Below are 18,885 nucleotides of genomic sequence, written 5' to 3' on the forward strand. Positions count from 1 at the left end.
GTGACTCCAGCCGGGAGCCTGCAGGTGCAGGCACCATCGGCAGGACTGCCTTCGTGGAGAAAGCCACCATTGATAGTCAGTTAAAAGCTACCGCCAGTAAGCAGGACAAACTAATCCACAAGCTACGGTTACTCGCGGAATGACGCGCCCTGTGCGGCAAGTCACATCATTGTTACCGTGCAGTGTTCAAGCGTTCCGCAGCGGCGTCGATGCGTTCATCGGTGCCTGTGAGCGCCACCCGGATGAAACCATTGCCGGCGTCTCCATAGAACACTCCGGGCCCGACGACGATGCCCAGGTCAGCGAAACGCTGCACGGTGTCCCACGTCGCCTCCCCTGCGGTGGACCACAAGTACAGGCCCGCTTTGGACTCGTGGATCTCCAGTCCGAAGTTCTGCAGAGCTGGCAGGAGGCGTTCACGACGGCCGCGGTAGAGATCTTTTTGGGCCAGCACGTGGCCGGCGTCGCCGAGCGCGATGCGCATGGCTTCCTGGACCGGGTAAGGCACGATCATTCCTGCGTGCTTGCGGCTGTTAACCAGATTCGCCACGATTGACGAGTCTCCGGCCACGAAGGCGGCCCGGTAGCCAGCGAGGTTCGACTGCTTGCTGAGGGAATAGACGCACAACAGGCCGTCCGTGGACCCGCCAGTGACACGAGGATCAAGAACGCTGGGTACGGCTTCGCCGCCGCGCTGGGCATCCCATTCGCCCCAGCCGAGTTCGGCATAGCACTCGTCAGACGCCACCACCGCCCCGATCTCGCGGGCCTGGGTCACGATCTGCCTGAGGGATTCAACGTCGCGAACACTGCCGGTGGGGTTGCCCGGGGAGTTGATCCAGATAAGCCGAACCCTTGCACGGGTGGCGGGGTCCAGTTCGTCTAGATTGTCTGCAGCGACCGCAGTGGCCCCGGCAAGCATGGCGCCCATGTCGTAAGTCGGGTAAGCCACCGCGGGGCGGACGACGACGTCGCCTGCGCTGAGTCCCAACAGGAACGGCAGCCACGCCACCAGTTCCTTGGAGCCGACCGTAGGCAGAACGTCCCGGGGGTCAATCCCGGTGACTCCACGTCGGGTCTCGAACCACGTGGACACCGCCTCCCGAAGGGCTTCCGTGCCGTGGACAGTCGGGTACCCATGAGCATCGGCTGCCCCGGCGAGGGCCTCGCGAACGAGTTCCGGTGTGGGATCCACGGGAGTGCCTATCGAGAGGTTGACTACCCCCCCCGGGTGTTCTGCAGCCTTGGCCACGTACGGCGCCATTGCTTCCCAAGGGTAGTCGGGCAGGTTAAGGCCAAAGGCGGGGGCCGCAGAAATCAAAGGAAGCAACCGTTCTTAGTGGTCTTGGTTCTGAGGAGGCAGCGCGGCAATGAACGGGTGGTCCTTGCCGGTGTTGCCAATCTTGGCAGCTCCACCTGGGGACCCGAGATCATCGAAAAATTCGACGTTGGCTTTGTAGTAGTCCGCCCATTCTTCCGGGGTGTCATCCTCGTAGTAGATCGCTTCCACCGGGCACACGGGTTCGCAAGCGCCGCAGTCCACGCACTCATCCGGGTGGATATAGAGGGAACGTTCGCCTTCGTAGATGCAGTCAACAGGGCATTCTTCAATACATGCCTTGTCCTTGACGTCCACACACGGCTGCGCGATTACGTAGGTCACGTCCCTTGCCTCTCCACAGTTGTCCCGGACAGTTTCCGGGTAGTACCACCGGCCCTGTGGCCGGTACATCGAATTCTGAGCCTATTATCCACCAGCCTGAACTCACCAACCTAGCCCGGCGTCTTACTATGAACTGGTGAATTCGCCCCGGCCCCAGGATTTCCTGCTCAACACCGCATCCGGAACACGGGTAGTTGTCCGATACCGGCTGGACAACGGCTTCACTGATGCCCTCGGCTACTTGCTCTCCGTCACCGATAGTGCGTGCACCATCCGCACCCGCCAGTCCGACGTCGAGATCCCGCTGGCCCTCGTAGTCGCAGCAAAAGAAGTCCCGCCTCCACCTCCCCGCCGCAACCCCCGCACCGGCGCGCAGTAGGCCCGCTCCCACGTCTCCCCCACTCACCGGACATGCCCCCTCCCGCTACCACCCACGGGACATGCCCCCTGCCTGCTCGAACCACTGGACATAACGCCAATATGCTCATTCCTAGCTCTCTGCAGCGGGCATGTCCCTTGCTAACTCGGGCCGGAGCGAGGGACATGTCCATTCCTGAAGAGCAGCGATGGGCATGTCCCCTTCTGACACGGGCGTAAGTTGGCCCGCCCGGGGGTCACGCGGCTCGGTCGAGAGACCTCAGAGTGTCCCGCACCATCAAGACAAATTCCCGAGGCCGGCTCTTCAACATTGAATAGCTCACAACCAAGGTGGGAACACCCAACCTTGTAGTGACATTCCACCGACGGCGGTCCTCCTCGAAGCTCGGCTTGTCCATGTGGAAACCCGCACCGTCGGTTTCAATCCCCAGCCTTCCGTCCACCATCAGGTCCAGATGCCCCATGCCCGGAATGTTTACCTGCGACTCAACATGAAAGCCCGCCTCCCGTAGGAGGTACCTGGCGACGCACTCGATAATCGACTGCGACTGCGGAACGATTCGTGACACCAGTCTCCGCTCCCGTGCGTCATTCCGCCCATTGAGCCTCACCCTGAGGGCCGTGAGTTGAAGTCTGCCAAGAACCACTGCAGATTCTGCAATGACAAGACCGTCCGGATCCGGCAGGCATCGCAGGGCCTGAACCACTGAATCCATCAAAGTGGGCGGGGCCGCGGATCTATGGCAGACGAAACCCTCGTACTTTCGGCTGTGAGGCACTGCCACGTGGGGAAATTGAGGGGCATCCAGGACCCACAACCCGGACAGCTCGGCCGCGGAAATGCAGCCCGGTTCCGCAGGAAGGGACCGGATGGCGAGCAAGCCGGGATCGGCGCCGGGCACCGCATATACCCCTCGGGCCACGCGGCGAATCTGCCCGCTCGCCAACGCGGACTTCAGCTGGAAATGCGACACTCCAGCCGCAGCGAGATGCTTGGCCCGCGCCACGCCGTCGTACGCTGAAATGACTTCACTGATTTTCACCATGTGCCCCATCGTTCCGGCCGAAACTGGAGGCGCGAAAGCGCAAACATTGGCTATGTGGAGAACTTTCCAGTCCAACGTTGAAATCAAACGTTGGACATGTCCCTTCATCTCCGCTGAGCATGCGCGGTGCTTGTGCCAAGGAGTGCGCATAATGCCATTATGTCCATCGCTGCGAGCCAAGGCTGGGCATGTCCCAAAGGGTCAGGGGCCCTGAACCTCCACCGGCAGCTTCGGCATCCCCCAAAGCGGCGAGAACAACACTGGTGCAACACAAACCATGCTCCCGGCCAAGCCGATCCAGAGCGTCGGGGCCAGTCCAAGTCTTTCGGCAAGCAGGCCTGAGGCAAGCGCGGCGATTGGCATCACACCCCACACCACAAAGCGGATGGAAGCATTCATGCGCCCCAGGAGCCGCGGCGGACACACGCGCTGCCTCATGCTCAGCTGCATGATGTTGTACACCAGCACTCCGAAGGCGAAGCCGAACTCAGAGACGATGAGCATCACCAAGGAGATCCATCGCTCGGGAGCCAACACCGACAACGGCACCAAGACGAGGAAAAGTGAGCTGATCATCGACGCCACGGGAATGACGGTCCCCTCACCGATCCAAGCTGCGAGCCTGGGCGCGGCAACGGCCCCGATCAGTCCACCCACGGCTCCGACAGCCATGATGAGGCCCATGGCCTGCGGCCCCAGTTCCAGCTCCCTCAGCACGAGCACGGGCATCAAGGTAAAGGCGATCGTAGTGAAGAAGTTCACCCCGCCCGTGCAGGCCGCAATCCTGCTGATCAATGGATGCCTGACCACGAAGACAAGGCCTTCCTTGATTTCCTTTGCCAACGGCTGCTGCTCCTTGGCCGGTACAGGCCGTTCCGCATCGCCTGTCCTGAACAGGAAAATGGCGGACAGCAGATAGCCGGCTGCTTCCCCGACGAACAGTACTGGGGCGGACACGACAGTCAAGAGCGCACCACCCGCAGCTGGTCCGCCGATGCGCGCGATCTGGGAAGTGGCTTCCAACTTGGAATTGGCCTGCGGCACTTTCGCGGCATCCACGAACACAGGCACGTAGCTTTGGTAGGAGACGTCGAAGAAGACTGTTGCGGCCCCGACGACGACGGCCACTGCGTACAAATGCCAGATCTGCAAGAGGCCTGCCCACCAGAGGAGTGGTACGGTCGCCATCGCCGCAGCCCGGACCAGGTCCGCCACAATCATGGTGCGCCGTTTCAACCAGCGGTCCACCCACGCTCCGGCCGGCAGGCCGATCAGCAGGAACGCCGCAAGGCTCGCGGCATTGAGTGCGCCAACTTCGAACTCGCTGGCCCCGAGCAAAGACACCGCGAGGACTGGAAACGCCAGTTGCCCCAGTTGCGCCCCGAGCTGGCTGACGGCCTGGCCCGACCAGAAGGTAGTGAAGTTCCGGTCCCGCCAGAGCGAGGCCGCTTGTTGGGCCGTGTCAGTTTGCGGAGCATTGTCAGTGGTCCCGGCATTCACTCGCCCAGTTTCCTGCAGTGATTGGCATATGTCAATCACTTATAGATGGCTACACTGGCCACCATGACGGAACAAGAGCGGGAGCTCGGCGATCTCGTGGCCAAGGGGCGCGCCTTGAGTTCGCCTCTGCGCCTGAGGATTCTCCGGCTCTGCTTGCATCACGCGCGCACCAACAAAGAGATTGCCGGGCTGCTGGAGATCAATCCGGCGTCGAGCCTGCACCACGTGCGAACCTTGGTCCGCACGGGTTTTCTCGTGCCGCAGGAAGGCCGGAAGGGAAAGCGGGGCGCCAAGGAGGTGCCGTACATCGCCACCCGCACATCGTGGAGCACCCCCGTCGACGATATTTCCCCTGTCCTGGTCGAAACATTCGTTCAGGAAACACGAGGACTCGCCCCTGAGGATATCGATGTCTGGCGGCTTGGCGTGAAGTTCAACGCCGCGCGCCAACAGGAAATGATGGGCAAGCTGCGCGCGGTCGTCGAGGAATACATGCGCCTTCCGGCGGACGACGACGGCGAGGCCACTTCTCTCTTGATCGCCCACCACCGGGATCCAAGCGCGGACTAGTCAGCCGCGCGGCGGACGCCTGTATCGCCGGCACCACAAGAGCATCACAAAAGTCACACCCGCGCTTCCATAGACCCACACATTTCCCGGCACGTCCGCGACGATCAGCTGCTTGCCCGTTCCGGTAGCCGATAGCAGGCCAACCGTCACATAACAGGCAATGCCAGCCACCGCCGTCGGGAGCAAAGACCGCGACCAGGCGCCCAGCCAGAGCTGCAACGAGGCGAGCAGGAGCAGTGCCGCAGCAGCACCCCAGTAGACCTCGACGCCGGCAAAAAGGAGCGCCTGCCGGTGCAGTGCGGTGCCCGCCAGGGCAGCAAAAAGAGCCACCGGAACAGCTGCGGCAATGCCGCGTGCTGCTCCGGTGGCTCCCTTATTCAATGCGTCAGTCCGTTCAACGCGTCAGTACGCTATCAGCGCAGGATCAGACTTTGGCGCGGGCGCGCGTAGCCTTGGCACGCTCGTTGGCGTCCAGGATCAGCTTGCGGATGCGAATGGACTCCGGGGTTACCTCAACGCACTCGTCTTCGCGAGCGAATTCGAGGGACTCTTCGAGGGTCAGGTCGCGCGGCGGCGTCAGGTTCTCGAAGGTGTCGGAAGAAGCGGCACGCATGTTGGTGAGCTTCTTTTCCTTGGTGATGTTGACGTCCATGTCGTCGGCGCGGGAGTTCTCTCCGACGATCATGCCTTCGTAGACCTCGGACGTGGGCTTCACGAAGAAGGAGCCGCGTTCCTGCAGGTTGATCATGGCGAAGGGGGTGACCACACCGGCGCGGTCGGCAACCATCGAACCGTTGGTGCGGTATTCGATGGGACCGGCCCACGGCTCATAGCCCTCGGAGATCGAAGAAGCGATGCCGGCGCCACGGGTGTCCGTGAGGAACTTGGTGCGGAAGCCGATGAGGCCACGGGCAGGAACGATGAATTCCATGCGGCACCAGCCCGTCCCGTGGTTGGCCATGTTGGTCATGCGGCCCTTGCGAGCGGCCATGAGCTGCGTGACCGCGCCGAGGTACTCTTCGGGAACGTCGATGGTCATGTGTTCCATCGGCTCGTGGATCTTGCCGTCGATGGTCCGGGTGACGACCTGCGGCTTGCCGACAGTCAGTTCGAAGCCTTCACGTCGCATCTGTTCCACGAGGATGGCCAGCGCAAGCTCGCCACGGCCCTGGACTTCCCAAGCATCCGGACGCTCGGTGGGCAGAACCTTGATGGAGACGTTACCGATCAGTTCCTTGTCCAGGCGATCCTTCACCTGGCGGGCTGTGACCTTGGCACCCTTGACCTTGCCGGCCAGCGGAGAGGTGTTGATACCGATGGTCATGGAGATCGCGGGGTCATCCACCGTGATGAGCGGCAGCGGCTGCGGGTTCTCGGCGTCGGTCAGGGTCTCACCAATGGTGATTTCCTCGATACCGGCAACAGCCACGATCTCGCCCGGACCAGCGGAGTCGGTCGGAACGCGGTCCAGGGCCTTGGTGGCCAGGAGCTCGGTGATCTTGACGTTCTTCAGTTCGCCGTTGGCACGCGCCCAGGCAACGGTCTGGCCCTTGCGGAGGGTGCCGTTGTAGATACGCAGGAGTGCAAGGCGGCCGAGGAACGGGGAAGCGTCCAGGTTGGTGACGTGCGCCTGCAGGACACCATTCGGGTTGTAGGTCGGAGCCGGGATGTGCTCGATGATCGTCTTGAACAGGGGTTCGAGATCTTCGTTCTCCGGCGCCGATCCATCAGCCGGCTGTTCCAGGGAGGCGCGGCCGACCTTGGCTGCAGCGTAGACCACGGGAACTTCCAGGATCTTGTCCAGGTCGAGGTCCGGAACTTCGTCCGCGAGGTCCGAAGCCAGGCCGAGGAGCAGGTCCATGGATTCATGGACAACTTCTTCGATGCGGGCGTCAGGGCGGTCGGTCTTGTTGACCAGCAGGATGACGGGAAGGTGCGCGGCGAGGGCCTTGCGGAGCACAAAGCGAGTCTGGGGCAGCGGACCCTCGGAAGCGTCAACGAGAAGGACAACGCCGTCAACCATGGACAGGCCGCGCTCAACCTCGCCGCCGAAGTCAGCGTGGCCAGGGGTGTCGATCACGTTGATGGTGATGGTCTCGCCATGGGAGGACGGTCCGTTGTAGGCCACGGTGGTGTTCTTGGCCAGGATGGTGATGCCCTTTTCGCGCTCCAGGTCACCGGAGTCCATGACGCGGTCTTCGAGGTGGTTGTGCTCGGCAAAGGAGTTGGTCTGCTTGAGCATGGCGTCGACCAGGGTGGTCTTGCCGTGGTCAACGTGGGCCACAATCGCGACGTTGCGCAGGTCACTGCGCGATGCAGTGGCTACCGCAGTGTTGGTGGTGGTTTCAGACATGCGTTATTGCTCGATTCAGTGGTGAAGTCAGCTGTGGTATCGCGACATTTCCAACCGGAACGCACGACGGAAGAGACCCTTTGACACGGGGCACCTACCTAGAGTCTAAACGCTGTGGTATTTATTGGCCTAAAAATCATCCCCAACGCCATCGAATTGTGCCCTTCATCACACAATCCACGCGGAACTCCCGGGGAATCCAGGGAACAGCCAGAGGGCCGACGCCCCTCCCTCACGGGAAGTGGCACCGGCCCTCTTGATTGCCCTACGGGCGTTGAATGACGGTTGCTGAGCCGGGTCAGGCCACCACGGGCGGCAGCATCAGGCTTGCTCCGGGAATCGCGTTGAGGAGTGCCTTGGTGTACTCCTGCTGCGGCGAATCGAAGACATTGTCTGTGCTGCCCGTTTCCACTAGCTTGCCCTTCTGCATCACGCAGACATGGTCCGCGATCTGCCGTACGACGGCAAGGTCGTGCGTGATGAACAGGTAGGTCAGGCCAAGATTGGACTGCAGCTCGGCCAGCAGGTTCAGCACCTGGGCCTGTACCAGAACGTCGAGGGCGGAGACCGCTTCGTCGCAGATAATCACTTCGGGATCCAGCGCCAGGGCCCGGGCAATTGCGACGCGCTGCCGCTGGCCACCGGAGAGCTCGTTCGGGTATCGCTGCATGGTTGACTGCGGCAGTGCCACCTGGTCCAGGAGCTCCCGGACCTTCTTCTCGCGGCTGACCTTGTCACCGATCTTGTGGGTCCGGAGCGGTTCCTCGATGGTCCTGAAGATGTTGTACATCGGGTCGAGGGAACCGTACGGGTCCTGGAAGATCGGCTGGACACGGCGCCGGAACTTGAAGATCTCGCGGCTGTTCAACGTGGAGGTGTCCACCCCGTCGAACACGATCCGGCCCGACGTCGGCGGCAGGAGGTTAAGGACCATCTGAGCCACAGTGGACTTGCCGGAGCCCGACTCCCCCACGATCGCCGTCGTCGTCCCGCGCTTGACGTTGAATGAGACATTGTCCACCGCGGTGAAGTCCGTGGATCTGCCCACTCCCGAGCGCAACTTGAAGACCTTGCTGAGGCTCTCGACCTTCAAAACGTCCTCTGAGAGCGCCTTTTCAACCACAGCTTCAGTGGGTGCCAGGAGTTCTTCCGTTTGGATGCCTTCAGCCTTGGCTGCCTGGATCCTACGGGAAGCCAAGGACGGGGCCGACGCCACGAGCCGCTGGGTGTAGGGGTGCTGCGGGTTGCGGAGCAGTTCCAGCGAAGGGCCGGCTTCCACCACGTTGCCGCGGTACATGACCACCACTTTGTCCGCGCGTTCGGCCGCGAGGCCAAGATCGTGGGTGATAAGCAGGACTGCCGTACCGAGCTCCGCCGTCATGGTCTCGAGGTGGTCGAGGATCTGCCGCTGAACCGTCACGTCGAGGGCCGACGTCGGCTCATCGGCAATAAGCAGCCGCGGCTGGCAGGAAAGGCCGATGGCAATCAGTGCTCGCTGGCGCATGCCGCCGGAGAATTCGTGCGGGTACTGCTTGGCACGCCGCGCCGAGTCCGGCAGGCCGGCTTCCCCGAGGACACGGGCCACATCAGCCGGAGCATGGGGTTTGCCGTTGGCGCGCAAGGTTTCGCGGACCTGGTAGCCGATCTTCCACACCGGGTTGAGGTTGGACATCGGATCCTGCGGGACCATGCCGATCGTGTTGCCACGCAGCTCGATCATGCGCCGTTCCGGCGCGTGCGAGATGTCCTCGCCGTCGAGCAGGATCTGGCCGCCCGAAACCCGGCCGTTCTCCGGCAGGAGGCCGATGGCGGCAAGCGCCGTCGTCGACTTTCCCGAACCGGACTCTCCCACGATGGCGACTGTCTCGCCGGGCATGATGGTCAGGTGTGCGTTCTTGACGGCCTGGAACTCTCCGCTGGCCGTCTGGAAGGAGATGGCGAGGTCCCTGATTTCAAGGAGCGGGCGCTCTTCGGTTCCGGCCTCGTTGATGGTGACGTTGGACGTTGTCATGATTGCCTCCTTCATCGCTTGCGGCTCTTGGGGTCAAGGGCGTCACGCAGCGCGTCGCCAAGCATGATGAAGCTCAGGACCGTGATGGACAGTGCGGTTGCGGGGAACATCAGCACTTCGGGGTTGGTGCGCAGGGTGTCCTTCGCCGCGGAAATGTCGTTACCCCAGGACATGATGCTGCCGGGCAGGCCAATGCCAAGGAAGGAGAGCGTTGCTTCCGTGACGATGAAGACACCCAGTTCCATGGTGGCCAGGACGATGATCGGCGCGAGCGCGTTCGGAACCACGTGCCGGACCAGGGTTCCGATCTTGGAGACACCTAGCGAGCGTGCGGCAGTGACGAAATCGGCGTTGCGGACCTCGATCACGGCACCACGGGTGATACGGGCCATTTGGGGCCAACCGAGCATCACGATGACCATGACCACCGTGAAGACGCTCTTGTTCTCGCGGAAGAACGGGAGCTGGGTAACTACCAGTGCGCCCAGAACCAAAGGCAATGCGAAGAAGATGTCGCCAATGCGGGCAATGACGGTGTCAACCCAGCCGCCGAAGAACCCAGCCAGCGCGCCGAGCGTGACGCCGATGATCAGGACGAAGATGACCGAGACGACGCCGACGGTCAAGGATGCCTGCGTGCCGTGGATGACGCGGGAATAGATGTCGCAGCCCTGGAAGGTGAAACCCAAGGGGTGGCCGGCCGAGGGGCCCGCCAGGGAGTCGCCCAGTTGGCAGTTGTCGTTCGGGGCTGTCTGAGTGAACAGGCCAGGGAAGAACGAGACGATGAGGAGCAGGAAGATCATGAGCGCGGAGATGATGAAGAGCGGACGACGGCGGAGCTTCCGCCAGGCGTCTGCCCAGAGGCTCAGGGGTGCTGCGTCGACCTTGAGGGTATCGGTAGCCAGCAGCGGTGTCTCGTCGATGGGGGCAACGTAGTGCTCGATCTGACGGTTACTTTTCATAGCGGATCCTCGGGTCAAGCCAGGCGTACAGGAGGTCGACCAACAGGTTGGCGGCAACGAACACCAGCACCAGCACGCTCACGATGGCAACGACGGTGGGGCCCTCGCTGCGGATCACTGCTTGGTAGAGCTTCTGTCCGACGCCGGGCACGTTGAAGATGCCTTCGGTGACGATCGCGCCGCCCATCAATCCACCCAGGTTCGCACCTAGGTAGGTGACCACGGGGATCATGGAGTTTCGCAGGATGTGGGCCAGGACCACGCGGGGGCGGGAGAGGCCCTTCGCGGTTGCCGTACGGACGTAGTCGGCGTTCATGTTTTCGATGACCGAGGCGCGGGTCAGGCGCAGCACGTAGGCAAAGGACACGAGGCCAAGAACCGTGGCCGGGAGGATCAGCGTGCCCCAGTCCGCGTTGGATCCCACGGTGGGCTTGGCCCAGCCGAGCTGCACGCCGACGACGAGCTGAAGCACGAAGCCCAGCACGAAGGTGGGCACGGCGATGACGACGAGCGAGGCAACCAGCACGGTGGAGTCAAAGAGTTTTCCCTTGCGCAGGCCGGCGATCAGGCCGAAGGCCACACCGAAGACGGCCTGGATTGCCAAGGCCTCAACGGCGAGCATGGCGGTCACGGGAAAGATGCGGCCAAGGGTGGCGGCAATGGGTTGACCGGTGAAGTCAACGCCGAGGTTGAAGGTGAACAGGTTCTTGAGGAACAGTCCGTATTGGACCCAGAACGGCTGGTCGAGGTTGTATTGCTGGCGCAGTGCGGCAATGACGGACTCGCTGGGCGGCCGGTCGCCGAACAAGGCGCGGATGGGGTCGCCCGGGAGGGCAAAGACCATGAAGTACACAAGCAGGGTGGTTCCCAGGAAGACCGGGATGACCTGCAGCAAACGCCGGAGGATGTACTGGATCACAGCAAGGTTTCCTGGGCGCTCTTGAAACTAAGGGGATTCATATGGGACAGCTTTCGTGCCGGATCAAGCGCACAGGGGCCCGGTTTTGTGACCGGACCCCCATGCACTAGCGAGCTTGGAACAAGTCCAGAGGACTACTTTGCGGTGATGTTGTAGTAGAGCAGGACGCCGTTCCAGCCGGAGTCAACGTTGGTAACGTTCTGGCTCCATACCGCCTGGCGTGCCTGGTACCACAGGGGCAGGTTGGGAAGGTCCTTGAATAGGATTTCCTGTGCCTGGGTGAACTTCTTGTTGGCGTCGTCCGTGGTCTTGGAGGCAAGGCCTTCGGTCAGCAGCTTGTCGAATTCCGGGTTGCTGTAGCCCTCATAGTTGGCGCTAGCGCCGGTCTTCAGCAGCGGGCCGAGGAAGTTGAACAGCGACGGGTAGTCTGCCTGCCAGCCTGCGCGGGTAAAGCCCGGAAGGGTCTTGGCCTTGCGGAGGTTCAGGATCTCAGCAAACTTGGCGAACGGCTGGCCTTCGGCCTTGATGCCGAGGTTGTTCTTCAGGTTGTTGGCAACGGCGTCGATCCATTCCTTGTTGCCACCATCGGTGTTGTACGCGAGCTGAAGAACCTTGCTGGCCGGCCACGGGCTCATGGCCTCTGCCTTGGCCCACAGGTCCTTAGCCTTCGCGGCGTCGAACTTCAGAACGTCGGAGCCGGCCACGTTGGCGTTGTATCCGTCAACGGAGGGAGACGTGAAGTCCTTGGCCGGAATACGGGTGCCGTTGAAGACAACCTTGGTGATTTCGTCGCGGTTGATGGCCATGGAGATGGCCTGGCGGCGGAGCTTGCCGGCGTCTCCCTGGAACTCAGGCAGGTAGTTCGGGATGTTGAGCGTCGCGTTGCCTGCGTAAGCCTTGTTGAGGTTGTGGTCTGGGAAGTCCGTGGTGTAGGTCTTCAGGGCGTTCGTCGGCAGGACGTCCGTGACGTCAAGGTTGTTGGCCTGGATGTCGGTGTATGCCGGTGCCGGATCGGTGTAGAACTTGAAGGTCACGCCACCGTTCTTGGCCGTGCGGGGACCCTGGTAGTCGGCGTTCTTGACGAGGGCGATCTGGCTGTCGTGCTGCCAAGCACCCTTGGCAGCCATCTTGTACGGGCCGTTGCCGATGGGGTTTTCGCCGAAGGCCTTCGGGTCCTTGAGGGCATCGGCGGGAAGCGGCATGAAGGCGGAGTAGCCGAGGCGCAAAGGCCAGTCGGCTTCCGGCTGGGCCAGCTTCACGGTGAAGGTCGAGGCGTCCTTCAGAACCAAGCCGGACATGGTCTGCGCGGTCGGGGCAGGAACGTCTTTGGACTTGCCGTCCGCGCCAGTTTCCTTCTTGGTAGCACTGACGGCGTCGTAGCCATCAATCGACTCGAAGAAGCTGCTGCTGGTCTGTGCGTTGGTGCTCAGTGCGGCGAAGTTCCAGGCGTCAACGAAGCTCTTGGCGGTGACTTCCTCGCCGTTGGTGAACTTGGTGCCCTTCTTCACCTTGATGGTGTAATTCTGGCCGTCGGTCGTGTCAATGGATTCCGCGAGGGCATTCACGGACTTTCCGCTGGCGTCGTAGCTGCGCAGGCCTTCGAACAGGAGTTCAACGACGCGGCCGCCATACACCTCGTTGGTGTTGGACGGCAGCAGGGGGTGCTGAGGTTCATTGCTGTATGCGGTGATGATTTTGTTCGGATCGCCGGCAGCAGCCTGGCCGCTGCTTCCGGAGCCGGCGCTGCCGCATCCGGTAAGGGCAAGTGCGGCGACTGCCAGCAAGCCAAGAGCTTTGGAAGTGCGCGAAAAACGCATTCCGCCTCCTATGGATTCAGGGGGATGGGTCGGAGCAACTCATGGCTGCCCCGGGGGCCAGGCACAGAATTATCCTGTGACGCGGCCTACATGGATGTGTAATCCTAACCACACCTTGTCCGAAATATGGAATCCCATTGGCACATAGGACCCAAGTATGCTCTTGACAGTTTTAGTAATGAAGCAGTCATTTCAAGTAAATGAAGCAGTCACTTCACGTAATGGGTTACTCCTTGGTACACTCGACACGCTTGACCCTTACTTTTCGCCGGAAACTAGGGGTTTTCGGGCACGCCAAACGTCTTTCGTGGAAGTGCGAACGAACACCCGGGGCTCAAAAAAGAGTCCCCGCGGACCGTTGTCCACGGGGACTCTTTCGCAATGGGCTGCAGTCCGTTTGTGCCGCGAGCTGCTTCGCGCGCAGTTGCTACTCGATGCCGGCGGCCATGAGTTGGGCCCGCAGTTCCCGGCGCTCCCGCTGCTTCTCCGGGTCCGGAAGCGGTACCGCGGCAAGCAGCCTTTGCGTGTAAGGTTCCTGCGGATTACGGAGAATCTGTTCCCGGGTGCCCTGCTCCACGATCCGGCCGCGCTGCATCACACAAATCCGGTCGGCCAGCACATCAACCACGGCGAGGTCGTGGGTCACGAACAGGCACGCGAATCCCAGCTCCTTCTGCAGGTTTTGGAAGAGTTCCAAGACCTTCGCCTGCACCGAAACGTCCAGCGCCGACGTCGGCTCATCCGCCACCATAAGCTTTGGCTGCAAGGACAGCGCACGCGCAATACCGACACGCTGCTTCTGCCCGCCCGACAACTCATGCGGGTAACGGTTGCGGTAACCGCGGGGCAGTTCCACCTGGTCCAGAAGGTTCTCGATCCGCTTCTGCAATTCCACGCCCTTGGCGACCCCAGCAAGGAACATCGGTTCACCGATGCTCTCACCGATAGGCAGCCGCGGGTTCAGCGACGACGACGGATCCTGGAAAACCATGCCGATATCCCGGCGCACCTCGTGGAGCTGTTTTCCATTCCGTTTCGCTGCGGAAATGTCCTGACCCACCACACGCATGCTGCCGGCGGCCACAGGCAAGAGCCCGACGGCGGCGCGTCCAATGGTCGTCTTGCCGGATCCCGACTCCCCAACCAGGCCCACCACTTGACCGGGGTAGATGACCAGGTTTGCCCCCTCGACAGCACGGAACGCAGGAACGCGGCCCTGCTTGGGGTACTCGATGGCGACGTCGATCAGCTCAAGCACAGGGTTGCCCTTGGGCTTGGCGGCTTCTTCCGCCGCCGCCTTCAAAGCCGCCTGGTTTTCACGTTCCCGGCGGAGCAGCTCGTCATGCTCAACGGATTCCAGCTCGGTGTTGGTGGCCGCAGCCAGGGCCGCAGTGACATCGACATCGGGACTGTCCGCGCCCTGTCCCAAGTGGGGAACAGCTGCCAGCAGCGCCTGCGTGTATTCATGCTGCGGGTTGCTGAAGATCTGCTGCGCCGTACCCGTTTCCACGATGACACCCTTGCGCATCACTGCTATCCGGTCAGCGAGGTCGGCCACCACACCCATGTCGTGCGTGATGAGGACGATGGCGCTATCCAGCTTGTTGCGCAGATTGCGCATCAGGTCCAGGATTTCAGCTTGGACCGTCACGTCCAGGGCTGTGGTGGGTTCATCCGCGATCAGGAGTTTCGGGTCGCAAGACAACGACTGGGCGATCATGGCCCGCTGGCGCTGGCCACCGGAAAGCTGATGCGGATACGACTTGAAGGCCTTCTCCGGGTCAGGAAGCTCCACCAGGTCCAACATGCGCAATGCGCGCTCCTTGGCCTCATCCGGCGAGACCACGTTGTGAAGCCGGATCGTCTCAACGATCTGGGCACCCACCGTGTAGACGGGGTTGAGGGCCGTCATCGGTTCCTGGAAGATCACGGCAACATCCTTGCCGCGGACCTCCCTGATGGTGCCGGACTTGGCACCAAGCAACTCCTTGCCGGAGAGCTTCACACTCCCCGTGACCCGGCTGTTGCTGGGCAGCAATCCCAGCAAAGCCATGGAACTGGCACTCTTGCCGGAACCGGATTCACCGACGATCGCGAGGACCTCACCCGCCCTGACCTCATAGTTCAGTCCGATGGCGGCCGGGACCCATTTCTTCTCCACACCGAAGTCGACGCTGAGATCGCGCACTTCCAGGACCACGCTCCCAAGCGCAGTCTTGTCCGAGGCAGTCTCAAGCGGGGTTGCCTCAGGTTCGGGGCTGGCATTGTCAGTCATGTTGGGTATTCCCTTCCGCCCGGGCCACCCTCCAAGGGGTGATTAGTGAAGCAGCCCGGAATCCTGAATTATTAGGGGCATGAGCCGAGAGCCCCATGCTGGAAACGTCGAAATCTTCAAGGCCCGCACCAGCAGGCTGTTCGCCTGGGCTTGCTGGGCAATAGCGGCCTTCGGGGTGGTCGTGACGCTTGTGGCGGCCGGTCCGGGAGACCTTCCGGGTACCGCTCCCCTGCTCCTTGTTGCCTTCATCGGCTGGTTGCTGTTCTGGCGCCCGGTGGTGGTGGTCATGGACTCCGGCGTACGGCTGGAGAACCCTTACAGGACCGTTGAGGTCCCGTGGGATGCCCTGGTGCAGGTGGATACCCGCTACGCCCTCACGCTCATGACGCCACGCAAAAAATACTCCGCGTGGGCCGCGCCGGCGCCCGGGATTTGGGGCGGGCGCAATGCCCGCCCGGAGCACCTGAGAGGGCTCCCAGGCACCACATACGGTCCTGGCAGTTCGGTTCGTCCCGGAGATCTCAAGAACACCGATTCGGGTGCCGCAGCCGTCTTGGTCCGCACCCGCTGGCAAGCCCTCGTGGAGTCCGGCCAAGTAGAGCCCGGCCGGGCGGAGGACGCCATAGTGGCGGTTACGGTCGGATGGTTCCGCGTCGCGGCCACATTGGCGCTGGCCGCGGCCAGTTACTGGGCGGTCTTCCGGTACTAGGATTCCCCGGGCGGGTCCCACTCAGCTGCCCTTCGGAGTATCGGCGACCGGCGCCGTCGTCGTGCTGGAGTGCTTTGCGGTCTCAACCGCGGACTTGGCCCGGAACTTCTTCTGGCGCGGGTCGAAAGCGTCCCGCAGGCCATCGCCGATGAAGTTGATGCTGAGGCAGATGAGGATGATGAACAGACCCGGATACCAGAAAAGCCAAGGCCGGGTAGCAAAGGCTTCCTGGTTTTGGGAAATCAACAGGCCTAGTGAGGTATCTGGCGGGTGCACTCCAAGGCCGAGGTAGCTGAGGGCCGTCTCTAGCAGGATGGCGGCGGACATGGTCAGCGTTACGTTGACGATCAGCACACCGACGGCGTTCGGCAAGATGTGCTTGAAGATGATCCTCGCGTTGGAGGCTCCGGAGATCCGGGCAGCATCGACGAACTCCCGCTCACGGAGGGTCAGGAACTCACCTCGGACAAGACGGGCGAGGCCCACCCAGCTCACAAATCCGAGGAAGACGCCGAGAATGACCACGCCGTTGTTGGCGGCAAAGCCGGTCAACCAACTGCCCTCATCCCTGCGGTTGGCTATCTGGCCCACCACGGCCGCGAGGAGAAGCAACGGAATGATGATAATGACGTCCGTCAAGCGCATGAGGATCGCTTCGACCCAGCCTCGGAAATAGCCGGCAAGTCCTCCGACAATGGCGCCGATCGCACCTGCAATGCCACCGATCAGGAGCATCACGGTGATCGACTGCTCTGCGCCGCGCATCGTCATGGCAAACAGATCGCGCCCGATCCGGTCTTGGCCAAACGGATGCTCGCCCCACGCAAACGGCCACAGCGAGGAGGTTGGAGCACCATCGTTGACGAGCGGCGAGACGTCCAGGTGGTTGTACTTCCACCACCCGGGAATCCCGAACGCGCCCACCGCGGTAAAGGCAAGCAGGAAGATCACCGCGAAAACAGCGAGTCCTATCAGGGCGCCCGTGTGGCCGAAAAATCTCTTACGGACAATCTGGCCCTGGCTCAGGCCGCTGGTAACTTCGCTGCCTGCGTGGGTGGCTGCAGCTTCGGCAAGCGCCTGTTGCGCGAGGAGTTCGTCCTCTTGAGTTGGCTGGCTCATGCTTTGATCCTTACGCGTGGGTCGAGCGCGGAGTACGCGAGGTCCGCTATCAGGTTGAAGGCCATGGCGGTGATAGCCACACAAAGGAACACGCCCATCACCGGGTTAGGGTCCGTGTGCAGCAGTCCGTCGATGAACAAGAAACCCATGCCCCGAACGGAAAAGACCGTTTCAGTAATGACGGCACCACCGATCAATGCTCCGATGTCAAAGGCGACGATCGTTGCAATCGGAATCAGAGCGTTCCGGAAGGCGTGGCCCATGACCACGGAACGTTCGCTCAGGCCCTTGGCTCGCGCTGTGCGGATGTAGTCCATGTTCATGATTTCGAGCATCGACGAACGTGTGAACCGCGTGTAGCTGGCCAACGAGACAAGGATCAGGGCAATGGTCGGTAGGACGAGGTGGGTCAAGGTGTCTGTTGACATGATCCAGAAATCGCCTTGGATGTTCGGTGTTCCCGCTCCGATGGTGGCGATCGGACGTCCGCGAACCCGGCTGTTGTTGAAATAAGAGGGCCAAGCCTGCATGAACCGGTCCATGATCACAAGGGCTCCAACCAGGAAGGCCGTGAGTCCGGCGGCGCGCATGGATTGGCCGCGGTCGTAGCCGCCCATGAAGTACCCCACCGCGACGCCAACCAGGATGGTGGCGATTGCAAGGAGGAAGATCATGAGCCCGGTCGCGTCATTGAGCAGCGGCTGCACAGCGAAATAGGCGATCACACCGATGCCCACCACAATCAGGCTCGATTGCAGTGCCTTGCGGTTCTTGAGTCCGGAAACCAATATGGTGATTCCGAAGGCGATTCCCGCCCCCATGATCGCGATGAGGACCGGCCCCAGGCCCGGATTGCGGAACCATTGAGTCAGCGAGAAGTAGAAAAGAACAAGCGAAACCGCAGCAAAGACGGAGCCTCCGACGATCAGTCGGCGTTTCACTTCGCCGCCCACGACGACGGCCCCAATGAGGCCCAAGACGGCCCCGATCCCAAGGGCCACAGCCGGCGGTATTTCCGGATTTCGCAGGAAGTCATTAAAGCCAATGGCTCCGAACTCCTTGAGAAGGACGGCTACCCAGAAGATCGGCAATGAGAAGAAGAGGAATGCCATGAAGGTCACGCCATAGTCCAGCGCGCTGTACTGGCGGAGTGCGGTGACGATGCCTAGCGAAATGCCGATGAGAATCGCAAGAATGGTCGCGCCGGTAACGAGCGTCAGGGTTTGAATCAGCGCGAAACCGAGGGCCTCCGTGATTGGCTGCCCGGCGATGTTCTTGCCGAGATTGCAGGCGTTGCCGAGGGGAACCAGGCACTGGGCGGCGCCGCCTAGCCACTTGAAATAGCGAAGCGGCGCTGGGGTGTCGAGATCAAGCAGATTGATTCGCGCATCCATCAACGCTTGCCGGTTCGGTGCACTGCTGGTGCGGAGCTCTTCCAAGGGGTCCCCGGACAACGCTGTCAGGAGATACACCAGGAATGATGCTCCAAGAAGAATGAATGCGGCGGTGATGAGCCGCCGGACGATATAGGTCACCATGGTGAAGAACCTCGAAATCCAGGCC

General features: G+C 61.9%; 16 protein-coding genes. 3 read left to right on the forward strand and 13 right to left on the reverse strand.

Annotated elements, in window-relative coordinates; translation table 11 throughout:
- Positions 1 to 172 precede the first annotated feature (172 nt).
- Complete coding sequence (gene dapC, locus LFT43_RS14200) at positions 173 to 1,321, reverse strand: succinyldiaminopimelate transaminase (protein ID WP_395797780.1); 1,149 nt, start codon at positions 1,319 to 1,321, stop codon at positions 173 to 175.
- A gap of 15 nt (positions 1,322 to 1,336) precedes the next feature.
- The gene (gene fdxA / locus LFT43_RS14205; protein WP_018776555.1) at positions 1,337 to 1,663 is read right to left on the reverse strand and encodes a ferredoxin; all 327 of its coding nucleotides are present in this window, start codon (positions 1,661 to 1,663) and stop codon (positions 1,337 to 1,339) included.
- Positions 1,664 to 1,799: 136 nt separating this feature from the next.
- Between fdxA and LFT43_RS14210 the strand changes: the two genes are divergently transcribed.
- Complete coding sequence (locus tag LFT43_RS14210) at positions 1,800 to 2,042, forward strand: hypothetical protein (RefSeq protein WP_395797783.1); 243 nt, start codon at positions 1,800 to 1,802, stop codon at positions 2,040 to 2,042.
- A gap of 235 nt (positions 2,043 to 2,277) precedes the next feature.
- Here the strand turns inward: LFT43_RS14210 and LFT43_RS14215 are convergent, their stop codons facing one another.
- Positions 2,278 to 3,087 carry a type IV toxin-antitoxin system AbiEi family antitoxin domain-containing protein gene (locus LFT43_RS14215; protein WP_395797785.1) on the reverse strand — a complete coding sequence of 270 codons (810 nt, stop codon included), beginning with the start codon at positions 3,085 to 3,087 and terminating at the stop codon, positions 2,278 to 2,280.
- Between the two features lie 201 nt (positions 3,088 to 3,288).
- Positions 3,289 to 4,587, reverse strand: coding sequence for an MFS transporter (locus LFT43_RS14220; RefSeq protein WP_395797787.1), 1,299 nt, complete (start codon positions 4,585 to 4,587; stop codon positions 3,289 to 3,291).
- Between the two features lie 63 nt (positions 4,588 to 4,650).
- Here LFT43_RS14220 and LFT43_RS14225 point away from each other — a divergent pair, with 63 nt between their 5' ends.
- Positions 4,651 to 5,157, forward strand: a complete 507-nt coding sequence (locus LFT43_RS14225; RefSeq protein ID WP_395797789.1) for an ArsR family transcriptional regulator — start codon at positions 4,651 to 4,653, stop codon at positions 5,155 to 5,157.
- Here LFT43_RS14225 and LFT43_RS14230 read toward each other — a convergent pair whose 3' ends face one another.
- The 7 genes from LFT43_RS14230 to LFT43_RS14260 all read right to left on the reverse strand — a co-directional run bounded on the left by LFT43_RS14230 (position 5,158) and on the right by LFT43_RS14260 (position 15,494).
- On the reverse strand, positions 5,158 to 5,538 hold the full coding sequence (locus LFT43_RS14230; protein WP_395797791.1) for a hypothetical protein: 381 nt from the start codon (positions 5,536 to 5,538) through the stop codon (positions 5,158 to 5,160).
- 43 nt (positions 5,539 to 5,581) lie between these two features.
- Entirely contained in the window at positions 5,582 to 7,510 is a 1,929-nt protein-coding gene (gene typA / locus LFT43_RS14235) for a translational GTPase TypA (protein ID WP_265977008.1), read from the reverse strand.
- 298 nt (positions 7,511 to 7,808) lie between these two features.
- Positions 7,809 to 9,521, reverse strand: a complete 1,713-nt coding sequence (locus LFT43_RS14240) for a dipeptide ABC transporter ATP-binding protein (protein WP_395797793.1) — start codon at positions 9,519 to 9,521, stop codon at positions 7,809 to 7,811.
- 11 nt (positions 9,522 to 9,532) lie between these two features.
- Entirely contained in the window at positions 9,533 to 10,483 is a 951-nt protein-coding gene (locus tag LFT43_RS14245; protein ID WP_395797795.1) for an ABC transporter permease, read from the reverse strand.
- Entirely contained in the window at positions 10,473 to 11,402 is a 930-nt protein-coding gene (locus LFT43_RS14250) for an ABC transporter permease (protein WP_268021050.1), read from the reverse strand. Before LFT43_RS14250 ends, LFT43_RS14245 begins: the two co-directional genes overlap by 11 nt.
- Positions 11,403 to 11,536: 134 nt before the next feature.
- On the reverse strand, positions 11,537 to 13,219 hold the full coding sequence (locus LFT43_RS14255) for an ABC transporter substrate-binding protein (RefSeq protein WP_395797797.1): 1,683 nt from the start codon (positions 13,217 to 13,219) through the stop codon (positions 11,537 to 11,539).
- Positions 13,220 to 13,646: 427 nt separating this feature from the next.
- On the reverse strand, positions 13,647 to 15,494 hold the full coding sequence (locus LFT43_RS14260; protein ID WP_395797799.1) for an ABC transporter ATP-binding protein: 1,848 nt from the start codon (positions 15,492 to 15,494) through the stop codon (positions 13,647 to 13,649).
- Positions 15,495 to 15,573: 79 nt separating this feature from the next.
- Between LFT43_RS14260 and LFT43_RS14265 the strand changes: the two genes are divergently transcribed.
- A complete protein-coding gene (locus tag LFT43_RS14265; protein ID WP_395797801.1) occupies positions 15,574 to 16,203 on the forward strand; it encodes a PH domain-containing protein in 630 nt (209 codons plus the stop codon).
- Positions 16,204 to 16,224: 21 nt separating this feature from the next.
- On the opposite strand, the gene LFT43_RS14270 is transcribed toward LFT43_RS14265, so the two are convergent.
- Positions 16,225 to 17,322 carry an ABC transporter permease gene (locus tag LFT43_RS14270; RefSeq protein ID WP_395797803.1) on the reverse strand — a complete coding sequence of 366 codons (1,098 nt, stop codon included), beginning with the start codon at positions 17,320 to 17,322 and terminating at the stop codon, positions 16,225 to 16,227.
- Positions 17,319 to 18,860 carry an ABC transporter permease gene (locus LFT43_RS14275; protein ID WP_395797805.1) on the reverse strand — a complete coding sequence of 514 codons (1,542 nt, stop codon included), beginning with the start codon at positions 18,858 to 18,860 and terminating at the stop codon, positions 17,319 to 17,321. The genes LFT43_RS14270 and LFT43_RS14275 overlap by 4 nt, the downstream gene beginning before the upstream one ends.
- Positions 18,861 to 18,885 lie beyond the last annotated feature (25 nt).

Source organism: Arthrobacter sp. FW306-04-A (genome assembly GCF_044358315.1).
Taxonomy (GTDB): Bacteria; Actinomycetota; Actinomycetes; order Actinomycetales; family Micrococcaceae; genus Arthrobacter.